The organism is Streptomyces sp. NPDC001157 (assembly GCF_053598255.1).
In genome coordinates this window covers 93,322-112,539 of the sequence record NZ_JBSFJW010000027.1, presented here as the reverse complement: position 1 = coordinate 112,539, position 19,218 = coordinate 93,322, and the positions used below count along the sequence as shown (strand labels likewise).

The window sequence follows — 19,218 nt, the reverse complement described above, 5'->3', positions numbered from 1 at the left end:
CGATACCGAATTCACCCCCACGGGTGATACCCGCGGGGCCTGTGCGGTTTCAGTGGCTGTACGTACTGATGTGTCAGTACGTGTAGAAGCCCTGCCCGCTCTTGCGCCCGATGTCACCGGCGTCAACCATCCGGCGCATCAGCTCCGGCGGTGCGAACTTCTCGTCCTGCGACTCGGTGTAGATGTTGCTGGTGGCGTGCAGCAGGATGTCGACGCCGGTCAGGTCCGCCGTGGCGAGCGGTCCCATCGCGTGGCCGAAGCCCAGCTTGCAGGCGAGGTCGATGTCCTCGGCGCTCGCCACGCCCGACTCGTAGAGCTTGGTCGCCTCGACGACGAGCGCCGAGATCAGACGGGTCGTCACAAAGCCGGCCACATCCCGGTTGACGACGATGCAGGTCTTGCCGACGGACTCCGCGAACTCCCGCGCGGTGGCGAGGGCTTCGTCGCTCGTCTTGTAGCCGCGGACGAGTTCGACGAGCTGCATCATCGGCACCGGCGAGAAGAAGTGGACGCCGACGACCCGCTCGGGACGCTCGGTGGCCGCCGCGATCTTGGTGATCGGGATCGCGGAGGTGTTGGAGGCGAGCACGGTGTCCGGGCGGACGATCTTGTCGAGCGCCCGGAAGATCTCGTGCTTCACTTCCAGCTTCTCGAAGACTGCCTCGACGACGATGTCCGCGTCGGCGGCGGCGTCCAGGTCGGTGGTCGCGGTGATGCGGCCGAGGGCGGCGTCGGCGTCGTGCGCCTCCAGCTTCCCCTTGCTCACGAATTTGTCGTACGAGGCCTTGATGCCGTCGGTGCCACGCTTCAGCGCCTCGTCGGTGACGTCACGCAGGACGACGTCCCAGCCCGCCTGAGCGGAGACCTGGGCGATCCCGGAACCCATCAAGCCGGCGCCGATGACGGCAAGCTTCCGTGCCACGTTTGCGACTCCCCTTTGAAACGCCTTACACCCTGTTTACGTTGCTTCTTCGGCGGACCTTAGCGCTCGTGAGGTGCTGTGTGACCGGTAAGTAATGCGCGTCACGTCTCATCTGACGGACATCACACCGGGGCGGGTCATTCCATGCCTCGGACGGCGTAGTTGAGCACCTTCTCGCCCAACAGCTCCTCGATGTCGTCGAGGAGGACGAGTACCTCTCGTGATACTTCGCCCGGGTTGCGCCCCTTGACCATCTCACGGCCGATGACGCCCATCACACAGCTGTGCACCCAGCCGAGCTGACCCGCGATCAGATGCGGCATCGGGTCGTCGTCGGCTGCGCCGGTGTCCTCGCGCAGGGCCTGTTCGAGATTGGCCTGAACCTCCTGCCCGATCGCCCACAGCCGGGAGCGCAGGGCGGGTGCGTTCTCGATGACGCGCATGAACGCGGCGTACCCCGGGATCAGTCCGACCCTCGGCGAGACCGCCTCGACCTCCTCGCGCAGCTCCCGCAGAACGGCGGCAGCGACGGACTCCCCTTTGTTCCGGCCCCGGACCCATCGGGCCATCCGGTCGACCATGCCGGCGGAGCGGTCGAAGAAGAGGTCCTCCTTCGCCGGAAAGTAGTTGTAGACGGTGTTGACGGAGACGTCGGCGGCCTCGGCGATCTCCGCGACGGTGACCGCGTCGAAGCCGCGCTCGACGAACAGCCCGGTGGCGACGTCCGAGATGTACTGCCGGGTCTGCCGCTTCTTCCGCTCCCTGAGCCCCTCTGCCATGTCCGAATCCTAGCTTTCGCTGGGCCCACTGAAAACTTAGAGTCATTGCAAAATTGGTGAGCCTCTGTTTTTCTGTAGGGCATGGCAGTCATCAGCGCGGCCGGACTGGCCCGCACCTTCCAGACCAAACGCGGCCCGGTGGAGGCCGTCCGCGGTATCGACCTCACCGTCCGCGAGGGCGAGATCCTCGGCTTCCTCGGCCCGAACGGGGCCGGCAAGACCACGACCCTGCGCATGCTCACGACGCTGCTCGCCCCGACCGGCGGCGCGGCCACCGTCGCCGGCCACGACCTCGCCACCGACCCCGCGGGCGTACGCAGGGCCTGCGGTTACGTCGCCCAGTCGGGCGGGGTCGACGCGCAGATCAGCGTGCGGGAGGAACTCGTCACCCAGGGCCGCCTCTACCGCCTGACGAAGCCCCAGGCGATCGCACGCGCGGAGGAGTTGGCTCGCGACCTGGGCCTCGCCGACCTCCTCGACCGCAGGACGTCCGCGCTCTCCGGAGGTCAACGGCGCCGTCTCGACATCGCGATGGCCCTCACCCACCGCCCGAAGGTCCTCTTCCTCGACGAACCGACGACCGGCCTCGACCCCGGCAGCCGCGCCGACCTGTGGGACCTGATCCGCAGCCTGCGCGACGAGCACGACACGACCGTCTTCCTGACCACCCATTACCTGGACGAGGCCGACGCCCTCTCCGACCGCCTGGTGATCGTCGACAAGGGGGTGGTCGTGGCGCAGGGCACGCCGAGCGCGCTGAAGCTGCGGTACGGCGGCTCGATCGACGCGAGCCTCCAGGACACCTTCCTCGCGATCACCGGCCGCGGTCCCGCCCCGGCCGACGCCGCCTCCGTAGCCGTATAGGACCGCCACGATGCTTCTTCACGACACCACACTGATCTACGGCCGCTATCTGCGCCAGTCCCTGCGCTCGCGCTTCGCGCTGCTCTTCGGCGTGCTGATGCCGCTGCTGTATCTGCTGTTCTTCGGGCCGCTGCTGACCGGTCTGCCGCTCGGCGGGCGGGGCAGTTCCTGGCAGCTGCTGGTGCCGGGGCTGCTGCTTCAACTCGGGTTGTTCGGCGCCTCGTTCGCCGGGTTCTCGATCATCATCGAGCAGGGCCAGGGGGTGGTCGAGCGGATGCGCGTGACGCCCGTCAGCCGCCTCGCGCTCCTGCTTGGCCGTGTGCTGCGCGAAGCCACGGTGTTCGTCTTCCAGGCGGTGCTGCTGGTGGTCGCGGCCGTGGCGATGGGGCTGCGGGCGCCGCTCGCCGGGGTCCTGATCGGTTTCGGGTTCGTCGCCCTGCTCACGGTCTCGCTCGGCTCGCTGTCGTACGCCCTGGCGATGAAGGTGCACACCCCGCAGGAGTTCGGCCCGCTCATCAACGCCATGACCATGCCGTCGATGCTGCTGTCCGGTCTGATGCTGCCCATGTCCCTCGCACCGGCCTGGCTGGACCTGCTCTCGCACTTCATGCCGTTCCGCTATCTGGTGGACGCGGTGCGGGACGCGTACGTCGGCTCGTACGCGACGGATCACATGCTGTACGGCGTCCTGGTCGCCGTCGGCTTCGCGACTGTGGCCGTGACAGTGGGCACACGCGTGTTCCGTACGGCCGGAGCATAACTACGCTGGTCACATGGTCAATCTGACGCGCATCTACACCAGGACCGGCGACCAGGGCAGCACCGCCCTCGGCGACATGAGCCGGGTCGCCAAGACCGACCTGCGGATCTCCGCGTACGCGGACGCCAACGAGGCGAACGCGGTGATCGGCACGGCGATCGCGCTGGGCGGGCTCGACGAGGAGATCGTCGCGGTCCTCACCCGCGTGCAGAACGACCTGTTCGATGTCGGAGCGGACCTGTCCACGCCGGTCGTGGAGAACCCGGAGTTCCCTCCCCTCCGTGTCGAGCAGTTCTACGTCGACAAGCTGGAGGCGGACTGCGACCGCTTCAACGAGCGGCTGGAGAAGCTGCGGTCCTTCATCCTGCCGGGCGGTACGCCGGGTGCGGCCCTGCTGCACCAGGCCTGCACGGTCGTTCGGCGGGCCGAGCGGTCGACGTGGGCGGCGCTGGAGGTGCACGGTGCCAAAGGAAAAGACGGCAGCATGAACCCCCTCACCGCGACCTACCTGAACCGTCTGTCGGACCTCCTGTTCATCCTGGCCCGCACGGCCAACAAGGACGTCGGCGATGTGCTGTGGGTGCCGGGCGGGGAGCGCTAGCGCTCGGTGTCCTGGGCCGCGTCCTGGTCGGCGCGGGCGACCGCGGACTCGGCGGCGGCCACCTTCTTCTGCATCTCCGAGTAGCCGGAGGGGGTGGCCGGTGCCTGCTGCGACGCCGTAACACCTGCGTCTGCCCTCACCAGGGACTTTCGGAAGGTCAGCCGGTCCTGGAGATATGTGGCGATCTCGTTGTGGCCGGCTGCCTTGGCGTTGTCGACGCGCTGCCGCAGGCGGGCGATCGAGCCGCGTCTGTCCGCCGTACGCACCCGGAAGCCGCTCAGCCGCAGCCCGCGTTCCAGCGAACGGCGGATGGCCGGGTCGTCGTCGACGACCGGTACGGCCCGGGGCTGCCCGTCTCGGTCATGCACCCCTCCCCTCGGCGTTCGGTCAGGGTGCGACCCTCAGGGCGTCTACGCCGGGGCCTTCTTGGGCCAGAGCAGATAGGTCAGCGCGATCAGCCCGTGGATGACGACAACCCGCAGCGCCGTCCACTGGCAGGAGCGCAGGGACGAGGTGTCGCCGTCGCCGACGTACCAGATCGCACCCTGGAGCAGGGCGAGAGCGACGGCGGCGGCCAGCAGCGTGCGCAGCCACAGGACGCCCTCGTGGCGGGCTCGGGGCAGCCCGTAGCGCGGGGGCCCCGGCGGTTTCGGTGCCCCGGCGAGCCGATGCGCCGCGTGCCCGTCGAGCCACCGGATCGTGGAGTGGCCGTAGGCGATGGTGAAGCCGATGTAGAGGGCGGCCAGGCCGTGCTCCCAGCCGGGCTTCGCCCCGTTCTTCAGGTCGACGGCCGTGACGACGAACAGCACGACCTCCAGCAGCGGCTCGCACAGCAGCAGCGCCACGCTCGTCCGGCGCCACTTCAGCAGGTAGCGGACGGCCAGCCCGGCCGCGAGCAGCACCCAGAATCCCACCTCGCAGGCGATGATCAGCGTGACGACCACGGTTCGCTCCTCTCGGTCCCCCTTCCAGGCTCCTGACCGGGCCGGTGGCTTTCGTCGTCGTCGATGACGAAGTCGCCCTACATCGAAAGATGCAGTTCGGGACCCTCCCCCGGAAGCACGCAGGCGGTGCGCGGGGCGTGTTGGATGGAGCCATGGCCGCACGACTCACCCGCCCGCACCGCGACGACGTCCTCATCGCCGTGGGCGGACTGGTCGGCGGGCTGCTGCTCTGTGCCGTCGGGCTCTACAGCCGCACGGCCAACGACCCGATCGCCGTGGTCGACGCCCGCTGGGCGGTCCTCGGGCCGCTCGTCGTCACCGCGGCCTGCGAACTGCTGCGCCGCACCCGCCCGCGCACCGCCCTGCTCGTCGGCACGGTCGCGATCACCGCGGACCTGGTGACCCGCGGCAACCTCGCCACCATCGTGATGTTCACGGACCTCGTCTATGCGGCCGTCCTGTACGGCACGCTCGCCTCGGCCCGCCGCATCACCTGGATCACCGGCCTGCTCACGGTGATCGGGACCGTCGTCCCGTACGTGGCCTGGCGCGTACCGCAGGCCCTGCTCATCGGGGCGGGCGTCGCGCTCGTCACCCTGGCGCCCGCGGCGACGGGCTGGGTCGTGCGCGACCACCGTGACACCGCCGACGCCGAGCGGCTGCGCGCCGAACAGACCGCGCTGCTCGCCGAGATGGACCGCAGCCAGGCGGTCATTGCGGAACGGGCCCGGATGGCGAGGGAGTTGCACGACATGGTCGCCAACCATCTCTCCGCGATCGCCATCCACTCCACGGCCGCACTGTCCATCGACGATCCCGGCACGTCGAGACAGGCCCTCTCCGTCATCCGCGAGAACAGCGTCGAGGGGCTCGCGGAGATGCGGCGGCTGATCGGCATCCTGCGCGACGGCGACGGTGAGCCGAGCGCGGTGCCGACCCTCGACGGCCTCACCGCCCTCGTCGACGGCGCCCGCGCCAACGGCCTCGACGTCAGTCTCGACATCGGCCTCGACACCGACCACGGCAAGGTCCCCGCACCGGTCGAACTCGCCGCCTACCGCATCGTCCAGGAGTCCCTGACCAACGCCCTCAAGCACGCCGGCCCCGGACGAGTCACCGTCGCGCTCGCACAGCGGGACGGCGCCCTCGACGTCCGTGTGACCAGCCCGTACGGCCATCGGGACGGACCCCGCGCGCCCGGTTCCGGTGCCGGACTGGTCGGCATGCGGGAGCGGGCGGGGCTGCTGGGTGGCACGTTCGAGGCCGGACCCGACGGAACGCTGTGGACCGTACACGCCACGCTCCCCCTGCCCGAAGGAGATTCCGAATGATCCGCGTCCTCGTCGCCGAGGACCAGTCCGCCGTCCGCGCCGGACTGGTCCTCATCCTGGGCAGCGCACCCGACATCGAGGTGGTGGGGGAGGCCCCGGACGGGGAACAGGCCGTGGCGCTGGCACGGGAGTTGCGGCCGGATCTCGTACTCATGGACGTCCAGATGCCACGGCTGGACGGAGTGTCGGCGACTCGGCAGGTCGTCGGGGAGGGCCTGGCCGACGTCCTCGTCCTCACCACCTTCGACCTCGACGAGTACGTCTTCGGGGCGCTGCGCGCAGGCGCCGCCGGCTTCCTGCTCAAGAACACCGAGGCGAAGGACCTGCTGGAGGCGGTACGGACCGTGGCGCGCGGGGAGGGGCTGATCGCCCCGGCCGTCACCCGCCGTCTGATCGCCGAGTTCGCCACCACGTCCGTACGCGAGCCGAAGGCCGATCCGGCCGTGCTCGACAGCCTCACCCGCCGCGAGCGCGAGGTCCTGTCCTGCCTCGGCGAGGGCCTGTCCAACGCCGCCATCGCGGCCCGTCTCGACATGGCGGAGGCGACGGCGAAGACGCACGTCAGCCGCCTTCTCGGGAAGCTGGAGCTGCGCAGCCGGGTCCAAGCGGCCGTATTGGCCCAGGAGTTGGGGATCTAGCACGGTTGCCCCAGAGTGGTCCAGACCTATTGACCGATGGTCCAGACCTTTCTATTCTCGCGGCACTGTGGGCGTGAAGGCTCAGTCATGCCCCCCAACTCCCCATAGGAGGCGCACCATGCGCTTCGGACACAGAGCCGCGGCAGGCTTCGCGACCCTGTTGCTGCCGCTGGCCGGTCTGGTCGGCCTCGCAGGCCCCGCCCAGGCCGCGACCACCGCGACGGCGACCTACGCCAAGACCCAGGACTGGGGCACCGGCTTCGAAGGCAAGTGGACGGTGAAGAACACCGGCACCACGGCCATCAGCTCCTGGACGGTCGAGTGGGACTTCCCCTCCGGTACGTCCGTCACCTCGGCCTGGGACGCGGACGTCACGTCCTCCGGCACCCACTGGACCGCCAAGAACAAGTCCTACAACGGCTCCATAGCCCCCGGCGCCTCCGTCTCCTTCGGCTTCAACGGCGCGGGCTCCGGCTCCCCCTCCAACTGCAAGCTGAACGGCGACAGTTGCGACGGCACCACGGTCCCCGGCGACGCGGCCCCCTCCGCTCCGGGCACCCCGACTGCCTCCTCCGTCACCGACACCTCGGTGAAGCTGTCCTGGTCGGCGGCCACCGACGACAAGGGCATCAAGAACTACGACGTCCTGCGCGACGGCAAGGTCGTCTCGACGGTCACCACGACCTCGTACACCGACACCGGCCTGACCGCCGGCAGCGACTATTCCTACACCGTCCAGGCCCGTGACACCGCGGGCCAGACCGGCCCGGTCAGCGGCTCGGTCGCCGTGCACACCACGGGTGGCACGACCACTCCCCCGACCTCCGGCTCCACGGTCAAGCTCGGCTACTTCACCGAGTGGGGCATCTACGGCCGCAACTACAACGTCAAGAACCTGGTGACGTCGGGATCCGCGTCGAAGATCACGCACATCAACTACGCCTTCGGCAACGTGACGAACGGCCAGTGCGCGATCGGCGACTCCTACGCCGACTACGACAAGGCCTTCACCGCCGACCAGTCGGTGAGCGGCGTGGCCGACACCTGGGACCAGCCGCTGCGCGGCAACTTCAACCAGCTGCGTGAGCTGAAGGCCAAGTACCCCAACATCAAGGTGCTGTGGTCCTTCGGCGGCTGGACCTGGTCCGGCGGCTTCGGGCAGGCGGCGGCCAACCCGACCGCCTTCGCCAACTCCTGCTACAACCTGGTCAAGGACCCGCGCTGGGCGGACGTGTTCGACGGCATCGACATCGACTGGGAGTACCCGAACGCCTGCGGCCTGTCCTGCGACACCAGCGGCGCGGCGGCCTTCAAGAACGTGATGTCGGCGCTGCGCGCCAAGTTCGGCTCCGGCGCGCTGGTCACGGCCGCGGTCACCGCTGACGGCTCGTCCGGCGGCAAGATCGAGGCCGCCGACTACGCGGGCGCCTCACAGTACGTCAACTGGTACAACGTGATGACGTACGACTTCTTCGGCGCCTGGGACGCCCAGGGCCCGACCGCCCCGCACTCCCCGCTCACCTCGTACAGCGGTATCCCGAAGGCCGGGTTCACCACGGCCGACGCGATGGCCAAGTACAAGGCGGCCGGCGTCCCCGCGAGCAAGCTGCTGATCGGTATCGGCTTCTACGGGCGCGGCTGGACCGGCGTGACCCAGGACGCCCCCGGCGGCACCGCGACGGGCCCGGCCGCGGGCACGTACGAGCAGGGCATCGAGGACTACAAGGTGCTCAAGACGTCCTGCCCGGCCACCGGCACCGTCGCCGGCACGGCGTACGCGCACTGCGGCAGCAACTGGTGGTCGTACGACACCCCGTCGACCATCGCCGGAAAGATGAGCTGGGCCAAGTCCCAGGGTCTCGGCGGCGCGTTCTTCTGGGAGTTCAGCGGTGACACCGGCAACGGCGAGCTGGTGAGCGCCATCAGCAGCGGGCTGAGCTGATCGTCCGAGCCTCGCCCCGCACCCGCCGCGGACGGTCCACGAGCCCGTCCGCGGCGGGCCTCTCTGTGCTCAGAACGGCGGGTGACAGTGGGCCCCCGCCCGGGGACAGTCCGTATCTCCTGGCCGGCTGGCCGATCAACGTCACGGTGTCGCTCAGCCCCGAGCCGCACACCGTCGTCGTCGGTCAGGCCGACGCCCAACACCCGGTCCGTCAGGCCACGTTGACGCTCGCCCAGACTTCGTCCGGGGGCACCCCCATGCAACGGGCAGGGAATTAGGCGACATTCACCCGTTGCCCGGGCGGAGCTGCCTCCAGCCACGCGAGGAACCCGGTCAGCGCGTCTTCGCTCATCGCGAGCTCGAGACGCGTGCCCCGGTGCATACAGGTGAGGATCACCGCGTCGGAGAGCAGCGCCAGCTCCTCCTCGCCCTCGGGGAGGCGACGGCCGGCGACCTCGATCGCTGCGCGTTCCAGGATGCGGCGCGGGCGGTAGGCGTAGGAGAAGACGCGGTACCACTCGATGCGGTCACCGTTGTAGCGGGCGACTCCGTAGCTCCAGCCTTTTCCGCTGGTGTCGGGTTTCTCCGGGACGTCCCAGCGCAGGCTGCAGTCGAAGGTGCCGCCCGAGCGCTGGATCAGTCTGCGGCGCAGGCCGAAGACGAACAACCCCAGCACCACAAGGGCGACCACGACTCCACACACAGTCAGAGCGAGGACCATCGACACCGACCTCCTCGTCTCCTAGGTACCGAAAATAGGTAACGGAACGGAAAAAACCCTTATATCTGCCTCAGCCGCGGTCGGCTCCGGATTGCTCCGGTGCCGGCCGCGGCTGAGTGACGTCTTCACACGGTGTACGGCTTCAGCGGGTCGCCGTCGCCGCACGCAGTCGTACGTCCGCGCGACGCTCGGCAGAGGCATCGCCCTCCGCCTTCGCGCGCTCCAGCTCGCGCTCCGCGCGCTGGACATCGATCTCGTCCGACAGCTCGGCGATCTCGGCCAGCAGCGACAGCTTGTTGTCCGCGAACGAGATGAAACCGCCGTGCACCGCGGCGACGACCGTTCCACCATCACTCGTACGGATGGTCACCGGGCCCGACTCCAGCACACCGAGCAGCGGCTGGTGACCGGGCATGACGCCGATGTCGCCGGACGTGGTGCGCGCGACGACCAGGGTGGCCTCGCCGGACCAGACCTCTCGGTCGGCCGCGACCAGCGCGACGTGCAGCTCAGCAGCCAAGGTGGCTCCTCGGGTCACCACCCGGCGGTTCGGCCGGGTGTTGGTTACAAGTCTAGTGGGCGTGAGAGAGGGGGCGGGACGTGCCCCGCCCCCTCACACATGAGCCGTAGGGCTCAATTCGAACTCAGGGAGTTCAGGAGACGCCCAGCTCCTTGGCGTTGGCCTTGAGGTCCTCGATGCCACCGCACATGAAGAACGCCTGCTCCGGGAAGTGGTCGTACTCGCCGTCGCAGATCGCGTTGAAGGCCGCGATCGACTCGTCCAGCGGGACGTCCGACCCGTCGACGCCGGTGAACTGCTTGGCGACGTGGGTGTTCTGGGACAGGAAGCGCTCCACGCGACGGGCACGGTGGACGACGATCTTGTCCTCCTCACCGAGCTCGTCGATACCGAGGATCGCGATGATGTCCTGGAGGTCCTTGTACTTCTGCAGGATCGTCTTGACGCGCATGGCGGCGTCGTAGTGGTCCTGCGCGATGTAGCGCGGGTCCAGGATGCGGGACGTGGAGTCCAGCGGGTCCACGGCCGGGTAGATACCCTTCTCGGAGATCGGACGGGACAGAACCGTCGTCGCGTCGAGGTGGGCGAAGGTGGTGGCCGGGGCCGGGTCGGTCAGGTCGTCCGCGGGGACGTAGATCGCCTGCATCGAGGTGATCGAGTGACCACGGGTCGAGGTGATGCGCTCCTGGAGGAGACCCATCTCGTCGGCCAGGTTCGGCTGGTAGCCCACCGCGGAGGGCATACGGCCGAGCAGGGTCGACACCTCGGAACCGGCCTGCGTGAAGCGGAAGATGTTGTCGATGAAGAACAGCACGTCCTGCTTCTGCACATCGCGGAAGTACTCCGCCATGGTCAGACCCGCGAGGGCCACGCGCAGACGGGTGCCCGGGGGCTCGTCCATCTGACCGAAGACCAGCGCGGTCTTGTCGATGACGCCCGAGTCGGACATCTCCTCGATGAGGTCGTTGCCCTCACGGGTGCGCTCGCCGACACCGGCGAACACGGATACACCGTCGTGGTTGTTGGCGACGCGGTAGATCATCTCCTGGATGAGCACCGTCTTGCCGACGCCGGCGCCGCCGAACAGACCGATCTTGCCGCCCTTGACATACGGGGTCAGCAGGTCGATGACCTTGACGCCGGTCTCGAACATCTCGGTCTTCGACTCGAGCTCGTCGAAGTTCGGGGCCTTGCGGTGGATGCCCCAGCGCTCGCCCTCGTACTTCTCGTCGACGTTCAGCACCTCACCGAGGGTGTTGAACACCTTGCCCTTGGTGAAGTCGCCGACCGGCACGGTGATGGAGTTGCCCGTGTCGGTCACCGGGGCCTGGCGGACCAGACCGTCGGTGGGCTGCATGGAGATCGTGCGGACCAGGCCGTCACCCAGGTGCTGGGCGACCTCCAGGGTCAGCGTCTTCTTCTCGCCGGCGTTGGCCGGGTCGGCCACCTCGACGTGAAGGGCGTTGTAGATTTCCGGCATCGCGTCGACGGGGAACTCCACGTCGACGACCGGGCCGATGACCCGGGCGACGCGGCCCGTGGCAACGGCCGTCTCAACTGTCGTCGTCATTACCTGTCACTCCCCGCGGTCGCGTCGGCCAGGGCTGCGGAGCCACCGACGATCTCGCTGATTTCCTGGGTGATTTCGGCCTGGCGGGCCGCGTTGGCAAGTCGGGAGAGCGTGGTGATCAGCTCGCCCGCGTTGTCGGTGGCCGACTTCATCGCGCGCCGCGTGGCGGCGTGCTTGGAGGCGGCCGACTGGAGCAGCGCGTTGTAGATGCGGCTCTCCACGTAGCGCGGCAGCAGGGCGTCGAGGACGTCCTCCGCCGAGGGCTCGAAGTCGTACAGCGGAAGGATCTCGCCCTGGGGGGCTGCTTCCTTCGCCACCTCTTCGAGGCTGAGCGGCAGCAGACGGTCGTCGAGGGCCGTCTGCGTCATCATCGACACGAACTCGGTGAAGACGATGTGGAGTTCGTCCACGCCGCCCTCGGCCGTCTCGGTCTCGATGGCCTCGATCAGCGGGGCCGCGACCTTCTTGGCGTCCGCGTACGTGGGCTCGTCGGTGAAGCCGGTCCACGACTCCGCGACCTTGCGCTCACGGAAGTTGTAGTGGGCGAGACCGCGGCGGCCGACGATGTAGATGTCGACCTCCTTGCCCTCGCGCTCCAGCCGCTCGGTGAGCTGCTCCGCCGCCTTGATGGCGTTGGAGTTGAAGGCACCGGCGAGACCACGGTCGCTCGTGAGGAGCAGCACCGCGGACCGCGTGACCGTCTCGGCCTGCGTGGTCAGCGGGTGCTTGGTGTTCGAGCCGGTACCGACCGCCGTGACCGCACGCGTCAGTTCCTGCGCGTACGGCGTGGAGGCCGCCACCTTGCGCTGCGCCTTGACGACGCGCGAGGCGGCGATCATCTCCATCGCCTTGGTGATCTTCTTGGTCGCGGTGACGGATCGGATGCGACGCTTGTAGACCCGGAGCTGGGCTCCCATGAGTCAGGTCCCTTCCTTACGTCACTTGGCGGCGGCCGGGGCGTCCTCGCCGAGAAGCTTGCCGTCCGAGGTCTCGAACTGCTTCTTGAAGTCGGCGATCGCGTCGGCAACAGCGGTGAGGGTGTCGTCCGACAGCTTGCCGCCCTCGCGGATGGAGGTCATGAGGCCCTGCTCCTTGCGGTGCAGGTACTCCAGGAGCTCCTTCTCGAAGCGGCGGATGTCGGCGACCGGGACGTCGTCCATCTTGCCGGTGGTGCCGGCCCACACCGAGACGACCTGGTCCTCGGTCGACATCGGCTGGTACTGAGCCTGCTTCAGCAGCTCGACCATGCGCTGACCGCGCTCCAGCTGCGCCTTCGACGCGGCGTCCAGGTCGGAACCGAAGGCGGCGAACGCCTCCAGCTCACGGAACTGGGCGAGGTCGACGCGCAGACGGCCGGAGACCTGCTTCATCGCCTTGTGCTGCGCGGAACCACCGACTCGGGAGACGGAGATACCGACGTTCAGCGCGGGGCGCTGACCGGCGTTGAACAGGTCCGACTCCAGGAAGCACTGGCCGTCGGTGATGGAGATGACGTTGGTCGGGATGAACGCCGAGACGTCGTTGGCCTTGGTCTCGACGATCGGCAGACCCGTCATCGAGCCCTTGCCCATGTCGTCGGAGAGCTTCGCGCAGCGCTCCAGCAGACGGGAGTGCAGGTAGAAGACGTCACCCGGGTAGGCCTCGCGGCCCGGCGGGCGGCGCAGCAGCAGCGACACGGCGCGGTAGGCGTCGGCCTGCTTCGACAGGTCGTCGAAGATGATGAGGACGTGCTTGCCCTCGTACATCCACTGCTGACCGATGGCCGAACCGGTGTACGGCGCCAGGTACTTGAAGCCGGCCGGGTCCGACGCGGGGGCGGCGACGATGGTCGTGTACTCGAGCGCGCCGTTCTCCTCCAGCGCGCGGCGGACCGACGCGATGGTCGAGCCCTTCTGGCCGATGGCGACGTAGATGCAGCGGACCTGCTTGTTCACGTCGCCCGAGCGCCAGTTGTCGCGCTGGTTGATGATGGTGTCGACGGCCAGGGCGGTCTTGCCGGTCTGGCGGTCACCGATGATCAGCTGGCGCTGGCCACGGCCGATCGGGGTCATCGCGTCGACGGCCTTGTAGCCGGTCTCCATCGGCTCGTGCACCGACTTGCGCTGCATGACCGTGGGGGCCTGCAGCTCGAGGGCGCGGCGACCGGTGGTCTCGATCTCGCCGAGGCCGTCGATCGGGTTGCCGAGCGGGTCGACGACGCGGCCGAGGTAACCCTCGCCGACGGCGACGGACAGGACCTCACCGGTGCGGGTGACCGGCTGGCCCTCCTCGATGCCGGCGAACTCGCCGAGCACGATGGCACCGATCTCGCGCTCCTCGAGGTTGAGGGCGAGGCCGAGGGTGCCGTCCTCGAACTTCAGCAGTTCGTTGGCCATGGCCGAGGGCAGACCCTCGACCTTCGCGATGCCGTCGCCGGCAAGGGTGACCGTACCGACCTCCTCGCGCGAGGCCGCGTCCGGCTTGTACGACTGGACGAAGTTCTCCAGCGCGTCCCGGATCTCCTCCGGCCGGATCGTGAGCTCCGCCATCTGGGTTCCCTGCTCTCCTTGTTGGGCCCGAAGTTTCAACTTGGGGGTCTGGGGGCGACCCCCAGGAATCCTCTGCACGACCCAACCGGGCCGTAGGTACGTACTGCTGTACTGCTGTTCTGCTTATGAAGTTGCTGCTCAGCCCGCCAGGCGGCGGCCGGCGTCCTCGATGCGGTCCGCGATCGAGCCGTTGATGACCTCGTCGCCGACCTGCACCCGCATCCCACCGAGGACCTCGGGGTCCACGTCGATGTTGAGGTGCATCGTGTGGCCGTAGAGCTTCGCGAGAGCGGCGCCCAGGCGCTGCTTCTGCGCGTCGCTCAGCGGCACCGCCGAGGTCACGACGGCGACCAGCCGGTCCCGGCGCTCGGCGGCGAGCTTGGACAGGGACTCAAGTCCCGCCTCCAGGCTACGTCCCCGCGGCGCGGTCACAAGGCGCGTCACCAGACGCTCGGTCGACGGGACGGCCCGACGGCCGAGCAGCCGGTGCAGCAGCTCGGTCTTGGCCGCGGTGGTGGCGGCGCGGTCGGTCAGCGCGGCGCGCAGCTCGGTGTTCGAGGAGACGATCCGCCCGAAGCGGAACAGCTCGTCCTCGACGTCGTCGAGCGCGCCCCTCTTCTGCGCGGCGGTGAGCTCGGCGGTGTCCGCCAGCTGCTCCAGCGCGTCCACCAGGTCACGAGACTGCGACCAGCGGGAGCGCACCATGCCGGACACCAGGTCGGCAGTCGCCCCGCCGACCTGGGAGCCGAGCAGGCGCTGGGCCAGCTCGGCCTTCGCCTCACCGGCCTGCGCCGGGTCGGTGAGGACCCGACGCAGCGACACCTCGCGGTCGAGCAGCGCGGTGACGGCGGACAGCTCGTCGGCGAGCTTCGTCGCGTCGGCGGACGTGGAGTCCGTCAGCGCGTCGAGACGCTCGCGTGCGGCTGCCAGGGCCTCGCGGCTCGCTCCGTTCATCGGGTGGCCTCGGCCTTCTCCTCGAGCTCGTCGAGGAAGCGGTCGATGACGCGGCTCTGTCGGGCGTGGTCCTCAAGGGACTCGCCGACGAGCTTGCCGGCCAGCTCGGTCGCGAGGTGACCGACGTCCTGCCGCAGCGCGGACGCGGCGGCCTTGCGGTCGGCCTCGATCTGCGCGTGACCGGCGGCGACGATCTCCTCGCGCTGCCGCTGGCCCTCGGCGCGCATCTCGGCGATGAGCGCGGCACCCTGCTCCTGCGCCTCCTGGCGCAGACGCGCGGCCTCGTGCCGGGCCTCGGCGAGCTGGGCCTTGTACTGCTCAAGGACGCTCTGCGCCTCGACCTGAGCGGCCTCGGCCTTCTCGATGCCACCTTCGATCGCCTCGCGGCGCTCCTCCAGAACCTTGTTGATGTTCGGGAGCAGCTTCTTCCAGAAGAAGAAGAACACGATGGCGAAGGCAATGGCGCCGACGAGCAGCTCGGGACCAGCCGGGACGAGGGGGTTCTGCTTCTCCTCGGCCGCGAGCTGTACCAAGTGGTTGGCGATCACATCAGTGCCTTTCGTCGCTTCGTGTGGGTCAGGAGTGAATTACTGACCGAACACGAACGGCATAACGATGCCGATGAGGGCGAGCGCCTCGCAGAAGGCGAAGCCGAGGATCTGGTTGGCACGGATCAGGCCGGCAGCCTCGGGCTGACGGGCGAGGGCCTGGGTGCCGTTACCGAAGATGATGCCGACGCCGACGCCGGGGCCGATGGCAGCGAGGCCGTAACCGACCGAACCGATGGAACCGGAGACAGCGGCGAGGGTCTCAGTGGCAGCCATGCTGAATCTTCCTTCTCTTTACGGACCGGTGGGGGTTGACCACCGGACGGCTGGGGGTTGGGGGTGGGGCTCAGTGGTGCTCGGCGAGAGCACCCTGAATGTACGAGCAGGCCAGCAGCACGAAGACGTACGCCTGGACGGCCTGCACGAAGAGCTCGAAGAGGATCATGATCACGGTCATCACGAACGAGACGCCGGCGGCCGGGATCATGTAGCTGTTCAGCAGGTACCAGGAGGCGACGGTGAACATCACCAGCATCAGGTGACCCGCGAACATGTTGGCGAAGAGTCGCACCGCATGCGTGAACGGGCGGACGAAGAGGTTCGAGAAGAACTCGATGACCATGACGAGCGGCAACACCGCGCCGAGCGACTTGTCATAGCCCGTGATGTTCTTGAAAAAGCCGACGAAGCCGTGGCGCTTGAAGGTGAGTCCGACCCACAGGAGCCAGACGACCCCGGCCAGGACGACCGGGAAGGCGAAGACCGACGACACCGGGAACTGTGCCAGCGGGATCACGGACCAGATGTTCATGATCCAGATGAAGAAGAAGAGGGACACCATGAGCGGCACCCACTTCTCGCCCTCGCGCTTGCCGAGAGTCTCGTAGACGATGCCGCGGCGCACGAAGTCGTAACCGGCCTCGCCGACCATCTGCAGCTTGCCCGGGACCACCTTCGCCTTGCCGAAGGCCGCCCAGAAGAAGGTGACGACGAGCAGGCTGGTGATGAGCGCAAGCAGCATCACCTTGTTGAACTCGACCCCTCCGACCGTGGCGATCGGCTTGAAGAGGAACGAGTGCAGACCCGGAGCCGGGAAGCCACACCCGTTGTCGGACATGATCCGACAACTCCAGTCAAAGGCGAGCTGGGTCTGGTCAGCACTCACCGCGGGCTCCTTCGGCGTGACGCATGGGTACGGCAACCTCGTTGTGTCGGCGCGGCGCGCAGCCGCGGGTCGGCACTGGACTGGTGTTACGGATGTGAGGGCGGCTGGGGGGCATCAAGCCTCGCGATTGAGCAGGCGTCAGCTCAGATGCCCGCGCCCGCGATGCCGCAGTTGGCACCGGACGATAGCAGGAGATCTCACAAGCCTTTTTCCCGCCCCTGTCCCTCACGACGACGACCCTGTCTTCTCGGACTTTCCACTCTTCTCGGAGTCGGGGTCGATGTAGAAGAGCTTGGCTTTCATGTGCGCACGAGCCTGCGCAGCCATCCACACGACAGTCGCGACAACGAGCGAGACGGCGAACGTCTTCGCATTGAAGAGGGTGGTGTCCTTGAAGACGGCCACGAAGATCAGGAGCAGCAGGAGCTGAGCGACGTAGAGCATCAGCCCCATGGCCTGGAACAACTGCGGGAGCGTTTTTGCCGTCCACTGCAGGACGTACAGACCGATTCCCATGAACAGGATCGCGAGCAGCGTGCCGACCACCGCGCCGAGCGCACCCTTGCCGCCCGCGACCCCAGCGCTGACGGCGACGACGATCGCGCCGACAGCCGCTGTGGGTACAGCGGTCTGCAAGAGGTTCCGGGCGTCATTGGACGGCATGGCGGCAACTCCGCTTTCGCAGGGGGGCAGGGTGTCGTCATGGACGAGCGTAGTCCCGGATCGAGAGGGGAACTCACGGCCAATGGACCGTCGCACTACGGTCCTTCAGCTCTCTCCGGGGTTCTCGTGAACCGTATCACAAACTATTTGATGCGGTCTTTACCTAGTCGGTGTGCTTGCTGTCACACATGAGAGTGACAGTGCGCGTCTGTGCAGAAACAGAACCGACTTGTCTGGTATTGGGGAGCTTTGCTCCCCCACGAGTTGGCAATGCTCTAGTCAGATTCTTACCTTGCTCAGGTCAGTGCACGGTCAGGCACGGTCAGCGAGGGGTACCGGCCTTGCGCCGGTCCAGGAAGCGCGGACGGGCGCCGAGGGCGGTCGCACCGTTGACCCCTGCCACCCCTGCCGCGACCGGTGCGCGCTGCTCCTCTTCGAGCGCGGCCGCGTGCGCGGGGGTGGAGGCGGATTCGGCGACGGCCCTGCCGCGGCGGTAGCGCGGCGGCACGAAGTGCTCGGCCCAGCGCGGGGCGCGCGGGGTGAAGCGCGGCAGCAGGAGAAGCAGCAGGCCGACGGCGCTGAGGAACATGATGCCCAGGACGATCCACATGGACGCCGAGTTGACCGAGTACGCCAGGGCACCGAAGGCGATCAGCGCCGACCAGAAGTACATGATGAGAACGGCCCTGCTGTGCGAGTGGCCGATCTCCAGCAGGCGGTGGTGCAGATGGCCGCGGTCCGCGGCGAACGGCGACTGGCCGCGCCAGGTGCGGCGCACGATGGCCAGCACCAGGTCGGCGGCGGGGATCGCGATGATCGTCAGCGGCAGCAGCAGCGGGATGTAGACCGGGACCATGTGGTGCACCGTCTGCCGCTGGGACCCGCCGAACAGGCTGTCCGGGTCGACCTGCCCCGTGATGGAGATCGCGCCCGCGGCCAGGACCAGTCCGATCAGCATCGAGCCCGAGTCGCCCATGAAGATGCGCGCGGGGTGCATGTTGTGCGGCAGGAAGCCCAGGCACATGCCCATCAGGATGGCCGCGAACAGCGTGGCGGGGGCGGCGGCCTCGATGCCGTACGAGTACCAGATGCGGTAGGCGTACATGAAGAACGCCGCGGCGGCGATGCACACCATGCCGGAGGCCAGGCCGTCCAGGCCGTCGACGAAGTTGACCGCGTTGATGGTGATGACGACCAGCGCCACCGTCAGCAGGGTGCCCTGCCACTGGGTCAGGGCGACGGTGCCGGCGCCGGGGACCGGCAGCCACAGGATGGTCAGACCCTGCATGACCATCACGCCCGCGGCGATCATCTGGCCGCCGAGCTTGATCAGCGCGTCGATCTCGAACTTGTCGTCCAGGACGCCGATGAGCCAGATGAGCGCCGCTCCGGAGAGCAGCGCCCGCGGTTCGTTGGACTTCTCGAAGACCTCGTTGAGGTTGGTGAGATGGTCCGCGACCAGCAGGCCCGCGCACAGACCGAAGAACATGGCGATCCCGCCGAGGCGCGGAGTGGGCTCCCGGTGCACGTCACGGGCCCTGATCTCCGGCATGGCTCCGGCCACGATCGCGAACTTACGTACCGGCCCTGTCAGCAGATACGTCACCGCGGCCGTGATACAGAGCGTCAGCAGGTATTCACGCACAGGCTTCCCCACAGGTCTCGCTGGCCATCTCAGCCCCACACCCTAGCGACGCACGCATATCAATGGGGACTGCCGGGTAGCCACGATGGTTGCACGCGTGCCTGTGCACGCAGGCTGCACCCA

The 19,218-nt window shown here is 68.2% G+C and carries 21 protein-coding genes; 6 read left to right on the top strand and 15 right to left on the bottom strand.

Annotated elements, in window-relative coordinates; all coding sequences use genetic code 11:
* Window positions 1–73 precede the first annotated feature (73 nt).
* Together ACWDAG_RS34775 and ACWDAG_RS34770 are read right to left on the bottom strand one after the other, a co-directional pair.
* On the bottom strand, window positions 74–922 hold the full coding sequence (locus ACWDAG_RS34775; RefSeq protein WP_450699534.1) for a 3-hydroxyacyl-CoA dehydrogenase family protein: 849 nt from the start codon (window positions 920–922) through the stop codon (window positions 74–76).
* Between the two features lie 137 nt (window positions 923–1,059).
* Window positions 1,060–1,701, bottom strand: coding sequence for a TetR/AcrR family transcriptional regulator (locus ACWDAG_RS34770; protein ID WP_450699533.1), 642 nt, complete (start codon window positions 1,699–1,701; stop codon window positions 1,060–1,062).
* An 81-nt stretch (window positions 1,702–1,782) separates the two neighbouring features.
* Between ACWDAG_RS34770 and ACWDAG_RS34765 the strand changes: the two genes are divergently transcribed.
* The 3 genes from ACWDAG_RS34765 to ACWDAG_RS34755 are packed head-to-tail and all read left to right on the top strand — an operon-like array spanning window position 1,783 to window position 3,926.
* Window positions 1,783–2,565, top strand: coding sequence for an ABC transporter ATP-binding protein (locus tag ACWDAG_RS34765; protein ID WP_450699532.1), 783 nt, complete (start codon window positions 1,783–1,785; stop codon window positions 2,563–2,565).
* Window positions 2,566–2,575: 10 nt separating this feature from the next.
* Complete coding sequence (locus ACWDAG_RS34760; protein WP_450699531.1) at window positions 2,576–3,325, top strand: ABC transporter permease; 750 nt, start codon at window positions 2,576–2,578, stop codon at window positions 3,323–3,325.
* A gap of 13 nt (window positions 3,326–3,338) precedes the next feature.
* Window positions 3,339–3,926: a cob(I)yrinic acid a,c-diamide adenosyltransferase gene (locus ACWDAG_RS34755; protein WP_450699530.1), complete on the top strand. Its 588-nt coding sequence runs from the start codon at window positions 3,339–3,341 to the stop codon at window positions 3,924–3,926.
* Here the strand turns inward: ACWDAG_RS34755 and ACWDAG_RS34750 are convergent.
* Window positions 3,923–4,294: a hypothetical protein gene (locus ACWDAG_RS34750; RefSeq protein WP_450699529.1), complete on the bottom strand. Its 372-nt coding sequence runs from the start codon at window positions 4,292–4,294 to the stop codon at window positions 3,923–3,925. The two genes, ACWDAG_RS34755 and ACWDAG_RS34750, sit on opposite strands and share 4 nt — an antisense overlap.
* Window positions 4,295–4,336: 42 nt before the next feature.
* Window positions 4,337–4,870, bottom strand: coding sequence for a hypothetical protein (locus ACWDAG_RS34745; protein ID WP_450699528.1), 534 nt, complete (start codon window positions 4,868–4,870; stop codon window positions 4,337–4,339).
* 152 nt (window positions 4,871–5,022) lie between these two features.
* Between ACWDAG_RS34745 and ACWDAG_RS34740 the strand changes: the two genes are divergently transcribed.
* The 3 genes from ACWDAG_RS34740 to ACWDAG_RS34730 all read left to right on the top strand — a co-directional run bounded on the left by ACWDAG_RS34740 (window position 5,023) and on the right by ACWDAG_RS34730 (window position 8,781).
* The gene (locus tag ACWDAG_RS34740; protein WP_450699527.1) at window positions 5,023–6,201 is read left to right on the top strand and encodes a sensor histidine kinase; all 1,179 of its coding nucleotides are present in this window, start codon (window positions 5,023–5,025) and stop codon (window positions 6,199–6,201) included.
* Window positions 6,198–6,839, top strand: a complete 642-nt coding sequence (locus tag ACWDAG_RS34735; RefSeq protein WP_450699526.1) for a response regulator — start codon at window positions 6,198–6,200, stop codon at window positions 6,837–6,839. The genes ACWDAG_RS34740 and ACWDAG_RS34735 overlap by 4 nt, the downstream gene beginning before the upstream one ends.
* A 118-nt stretch (window positions 6,840–6,957) precedes the next feature.
* Entirely contained in the window at window positions 6,958–8,781 is a 1,824-nt protein-coding gene (locus tag ACWDAG_RS34730) for a glycosyl hydrolase family 18 protein (protein ID WP_450699525.1), read from the top strand.
* 274 nt (window positions 8,782–9,055) lie between these two features.
* Here the strand turns inward: ACWDAG_RS34730 and ACWDAG_RS34725 are convergent, their stop codons facing one another.
* The 11 genes from ACWDAG_RS34725 to ACWDAG_RS34675 all read right to left on the bottom strand — a co-directional run bounded on the left by ACWDAG_RS34725 (window position 9,056) and on the right by ACWDAG_RS34675 (window position 19,095).
* Window positions 9,056–9,502, bottom strand: a complete 447-nt coding sequence (locus tag ACWDAG_RS34725; RefSeq protein ID WP_450699524.1) for a DUF2550 domain-containing protein — start codon at window positions 9,500–9,502, stop codon at window positions 9,056–9,058.
* A gap of 142 nt (window positions 9,503–9,644) precedes the next feature.
* On the bottom strand, window positions 9,645–10,022 hold the full coding sequence (locus tag ACWDAG_RS34720) for a F0F1 ATP synthase subunit epsilon (protein WP_123967497.1): 378 nt from the start codon (window positions 10,020–10,022) through the stop codon (window positions 9,645–9,647).
* 133 nt (window positions 10,023–10,155) lie between these two features.
* Window positions 10,156–11,592, bottom strand: a complete 1,437-nt coding sequence (gene atpD / locus ACWDAG_RS34715) for a F0F1 ATP synthase subunit beta (protein ID WP_450699523.1) — start codon at window positions 11,590–11,592, stop codon at window positions 10,156–10,158.
* On the bottom strand, window positions 11,592–12,509 hold the full coding sequence (locus ACWDAG_RS34710; RefSeq protein ID WP_450699522.1) for a F0F1 ATP synthase subunit gamma: 918 nt from the start codon (window positions 12,507–12,509) through the stop codon (window positions 11,592–11,594). The genes atpD and ACWDAG_RS34710 overlap by 1 nt, the downstream gene beginning before the upstream one ends.
* A 21-nt stretch (window positions 12,510–12,530) precedes the next feature.
* Complete coding sequence (atpA, locus tag ACWDAG_RS34705; RefSeq protein ID WP_450699521.1) at window positions 12,531–14,120, bottom strand: F0F1 ATP synthase subunit alpha; 1,590 nt, start codon at window positions 14,118–14,120, stop codon at window positions 12,531–12,533.
* Between the two features lie 138 nt (window positions 14,121–14,258).
* Window positions 14,259–15,074 (bottom strand): F0F1 ATP synthase subunit delta, encoded by an 816-nt coding sequence (locus ACWDAG_RS34700; RefSeq protein WP_450699520.1) that lies wholly within the window; start codon window positions 15,072–15,074, stop codon window positions 14,259–14,261.
* Complete coding sequence (locus ACWDAG_RS34695) at window positions 15,071–15,622, bottom strand: F0F1 ATP synthase subunit B (protein WP_450699519.1); 552 nt, start codon at window positions 15,620–15,622, stop codon at window positions 15,071–15,073. The genes ACWDAG_RS34700 and ACWDAG_RS34695 overlap by 4 nt, the downstream gene beginning before the upstream one ends.
* A 39-nt stretch (window positions 15,623–15,661) precedes the next feature.
* Window positions 15,662–15,898 (bottom strand): ATP synthase subunit c family protein, encoded by a 237-nt coding sequence (locus ACWDAG_RS34690; RefSeq protein ID WP_310766993.1) that lies wholly within the window; start codon window positions 15,896–15,898, stop codon window positions 15,662–15,664.
* A 70-nt stretch (window positions 15,899–15,968) separates the two neighbouring features.
* A complete protein-coding gene (atpB, locus tag ACWDAG_RS34685) occupies window positions 15,969–16,739 on the bottom strand; it encodes a F0F1 ATP synthase subunit A (RefSeq protein ID WP_450699555.1) in 771 nt (256 codons plus the stop codon).
* 273 nt (window positions 16,740–17,012) lie between these two features.
* The gene (locus tag ACWDAG_RS34680) at window positions 17,013–17,450 is read right to left on the bottom strand and encodes a hypothetical protein (protein WP_450699518.1); all 438 of its coding nucleotides are present in this window, start codon (window positions 17,448–17,450) and stop codon (window positions 17,013–17,015) included.
* Between the two features lie 322 nt (window positions 17,451–17,772).
* Window positions 17,773–19,095 carry an MraY family glycosyltransferase gene (locus ACWDAG_RS34675; RefSeq protein ID WP_450699517.1) on the bottom strand — a complete coding sequence of 441 codons (1,323 nt, stop codon included), beginning with the start codon at window positions 19,093–19,095 and terminating at the stop codon, window positions 17,773–17,775.
* Window positions 19,096–19,218 lie beyond the last annotated feature (123 nt).

Excerpts from the sequence above, each read along its gene's own strand:
- ACWDAG_RS34770 (WP_450699533.1), bottom strand. The coding sequence starts at position 1,701 with ATGGCAGAGGGGCTCAGGGAGCGGAAGAAGCGGCAGACCCGGCAGTAC.
- ACWDAG_RS34765 (WP_450699532.1), top strand. The coding sequence starts at position 1,783 with ATGGCAGTCATCAGCGCGGCCGGACTGGCCCGCACCTTCCAGACCAAA.
- ACWDAG_RS34760 (WP_450699531.1), top strand. The coding sequence starts at position 2,576 with ATGCTTCTTCACGACACCACACTGATCTACGGCCGCTATCTGCGCCAG.
- ACWDAG_RS34755 (WP_450699530.1), top strand. The coding sequence starts at position 3,339 with ATGGTCAATCTGACGCGCATCTACACCAGGACCGGCGACCAGGGCAGC.
- ACWDAG_RS34740 (WP_450699527.1), top strand. The coding sequence starts at position 5,023 with ATGGCCGCACGACTCACCCGCCCGCACCGCGACGACGTCCTCATCGCC.
- ACWDAG_RS34735 (WP_450699526.1), top strand. The coding sequence starts at position 6,198 with ATGATCCGCGTCCTCGTCGCCGAGGACCAGTCCGCCGTCCGCGCCGGA.
- ACWDAG_RS34730 (WP_450699525.1), top strand. The coding sequence starts at position 6,958 with ATGCGCTTCGGACACAGAGCCGCGGCAGGCTTCGCGACCCTGTTGCTG.
- ACWDAG_RS34725 (WP_450699524.1), bottom strand. The coding sequence starts at position 9,502 with ATGGTCCTCGCTCTGACTGTGTGTGGAGTCGTGGTCGCCCTTGTGGTG.
- atpD (WP_450699523.1), bottom strand. The coding sequence starts at position 11,592 with ATGACGACGACAGTTGAGACGGCCGTTGCCACGGGCCGCGTCGCCCGG.
- ACWDAG_RS34710 (WP_450699522.1), bottom strand. The coding sequence starts at position 12,509 with ATGGGAGCCCAGCTCCGGGTCTACAAGCGTCGCATCCGATCCGTCACC.
- atpA (WP_450699521.1), bottom strand. The coding sequence starts at position 14,120 with ATGGCGGAGCTCACGATCCGGCCGGAGGAGATCCGGGACGCGCTGGAG.
- ACWDAG_RS34700 (WP_450699520.1), bottom strand. The coding sequence starts at position 15,074 with ATGAACGGAGCGAGCCGCGAGGCCCTGGCAGCCGCACGCGAGCGTCTC.
- ACWDAG_RS34690 (WP_310766993.1), bottom strand. The coding sequence starts at position 15,898 with ATGGCTGCCACTGAGACCCTCGCCGCTGTCTCCGGTTCCATCGGTTCG.
- atpB (WP_450699555.1), bottom strand. The coding sequence starts at position 16,739 with ATGTCCGACAACGGGTGTGGCTTCCCGGCTCCGGGTCTGCACTCGTTC.
- ACWDAG_RS34680 (WP_450699518.1), bottom strand. The coding sequence starts at position 17,450 with ATGCCGTCCAATGACGCCCGGAACCTCTTGCAGACCGCTGTACCCACA.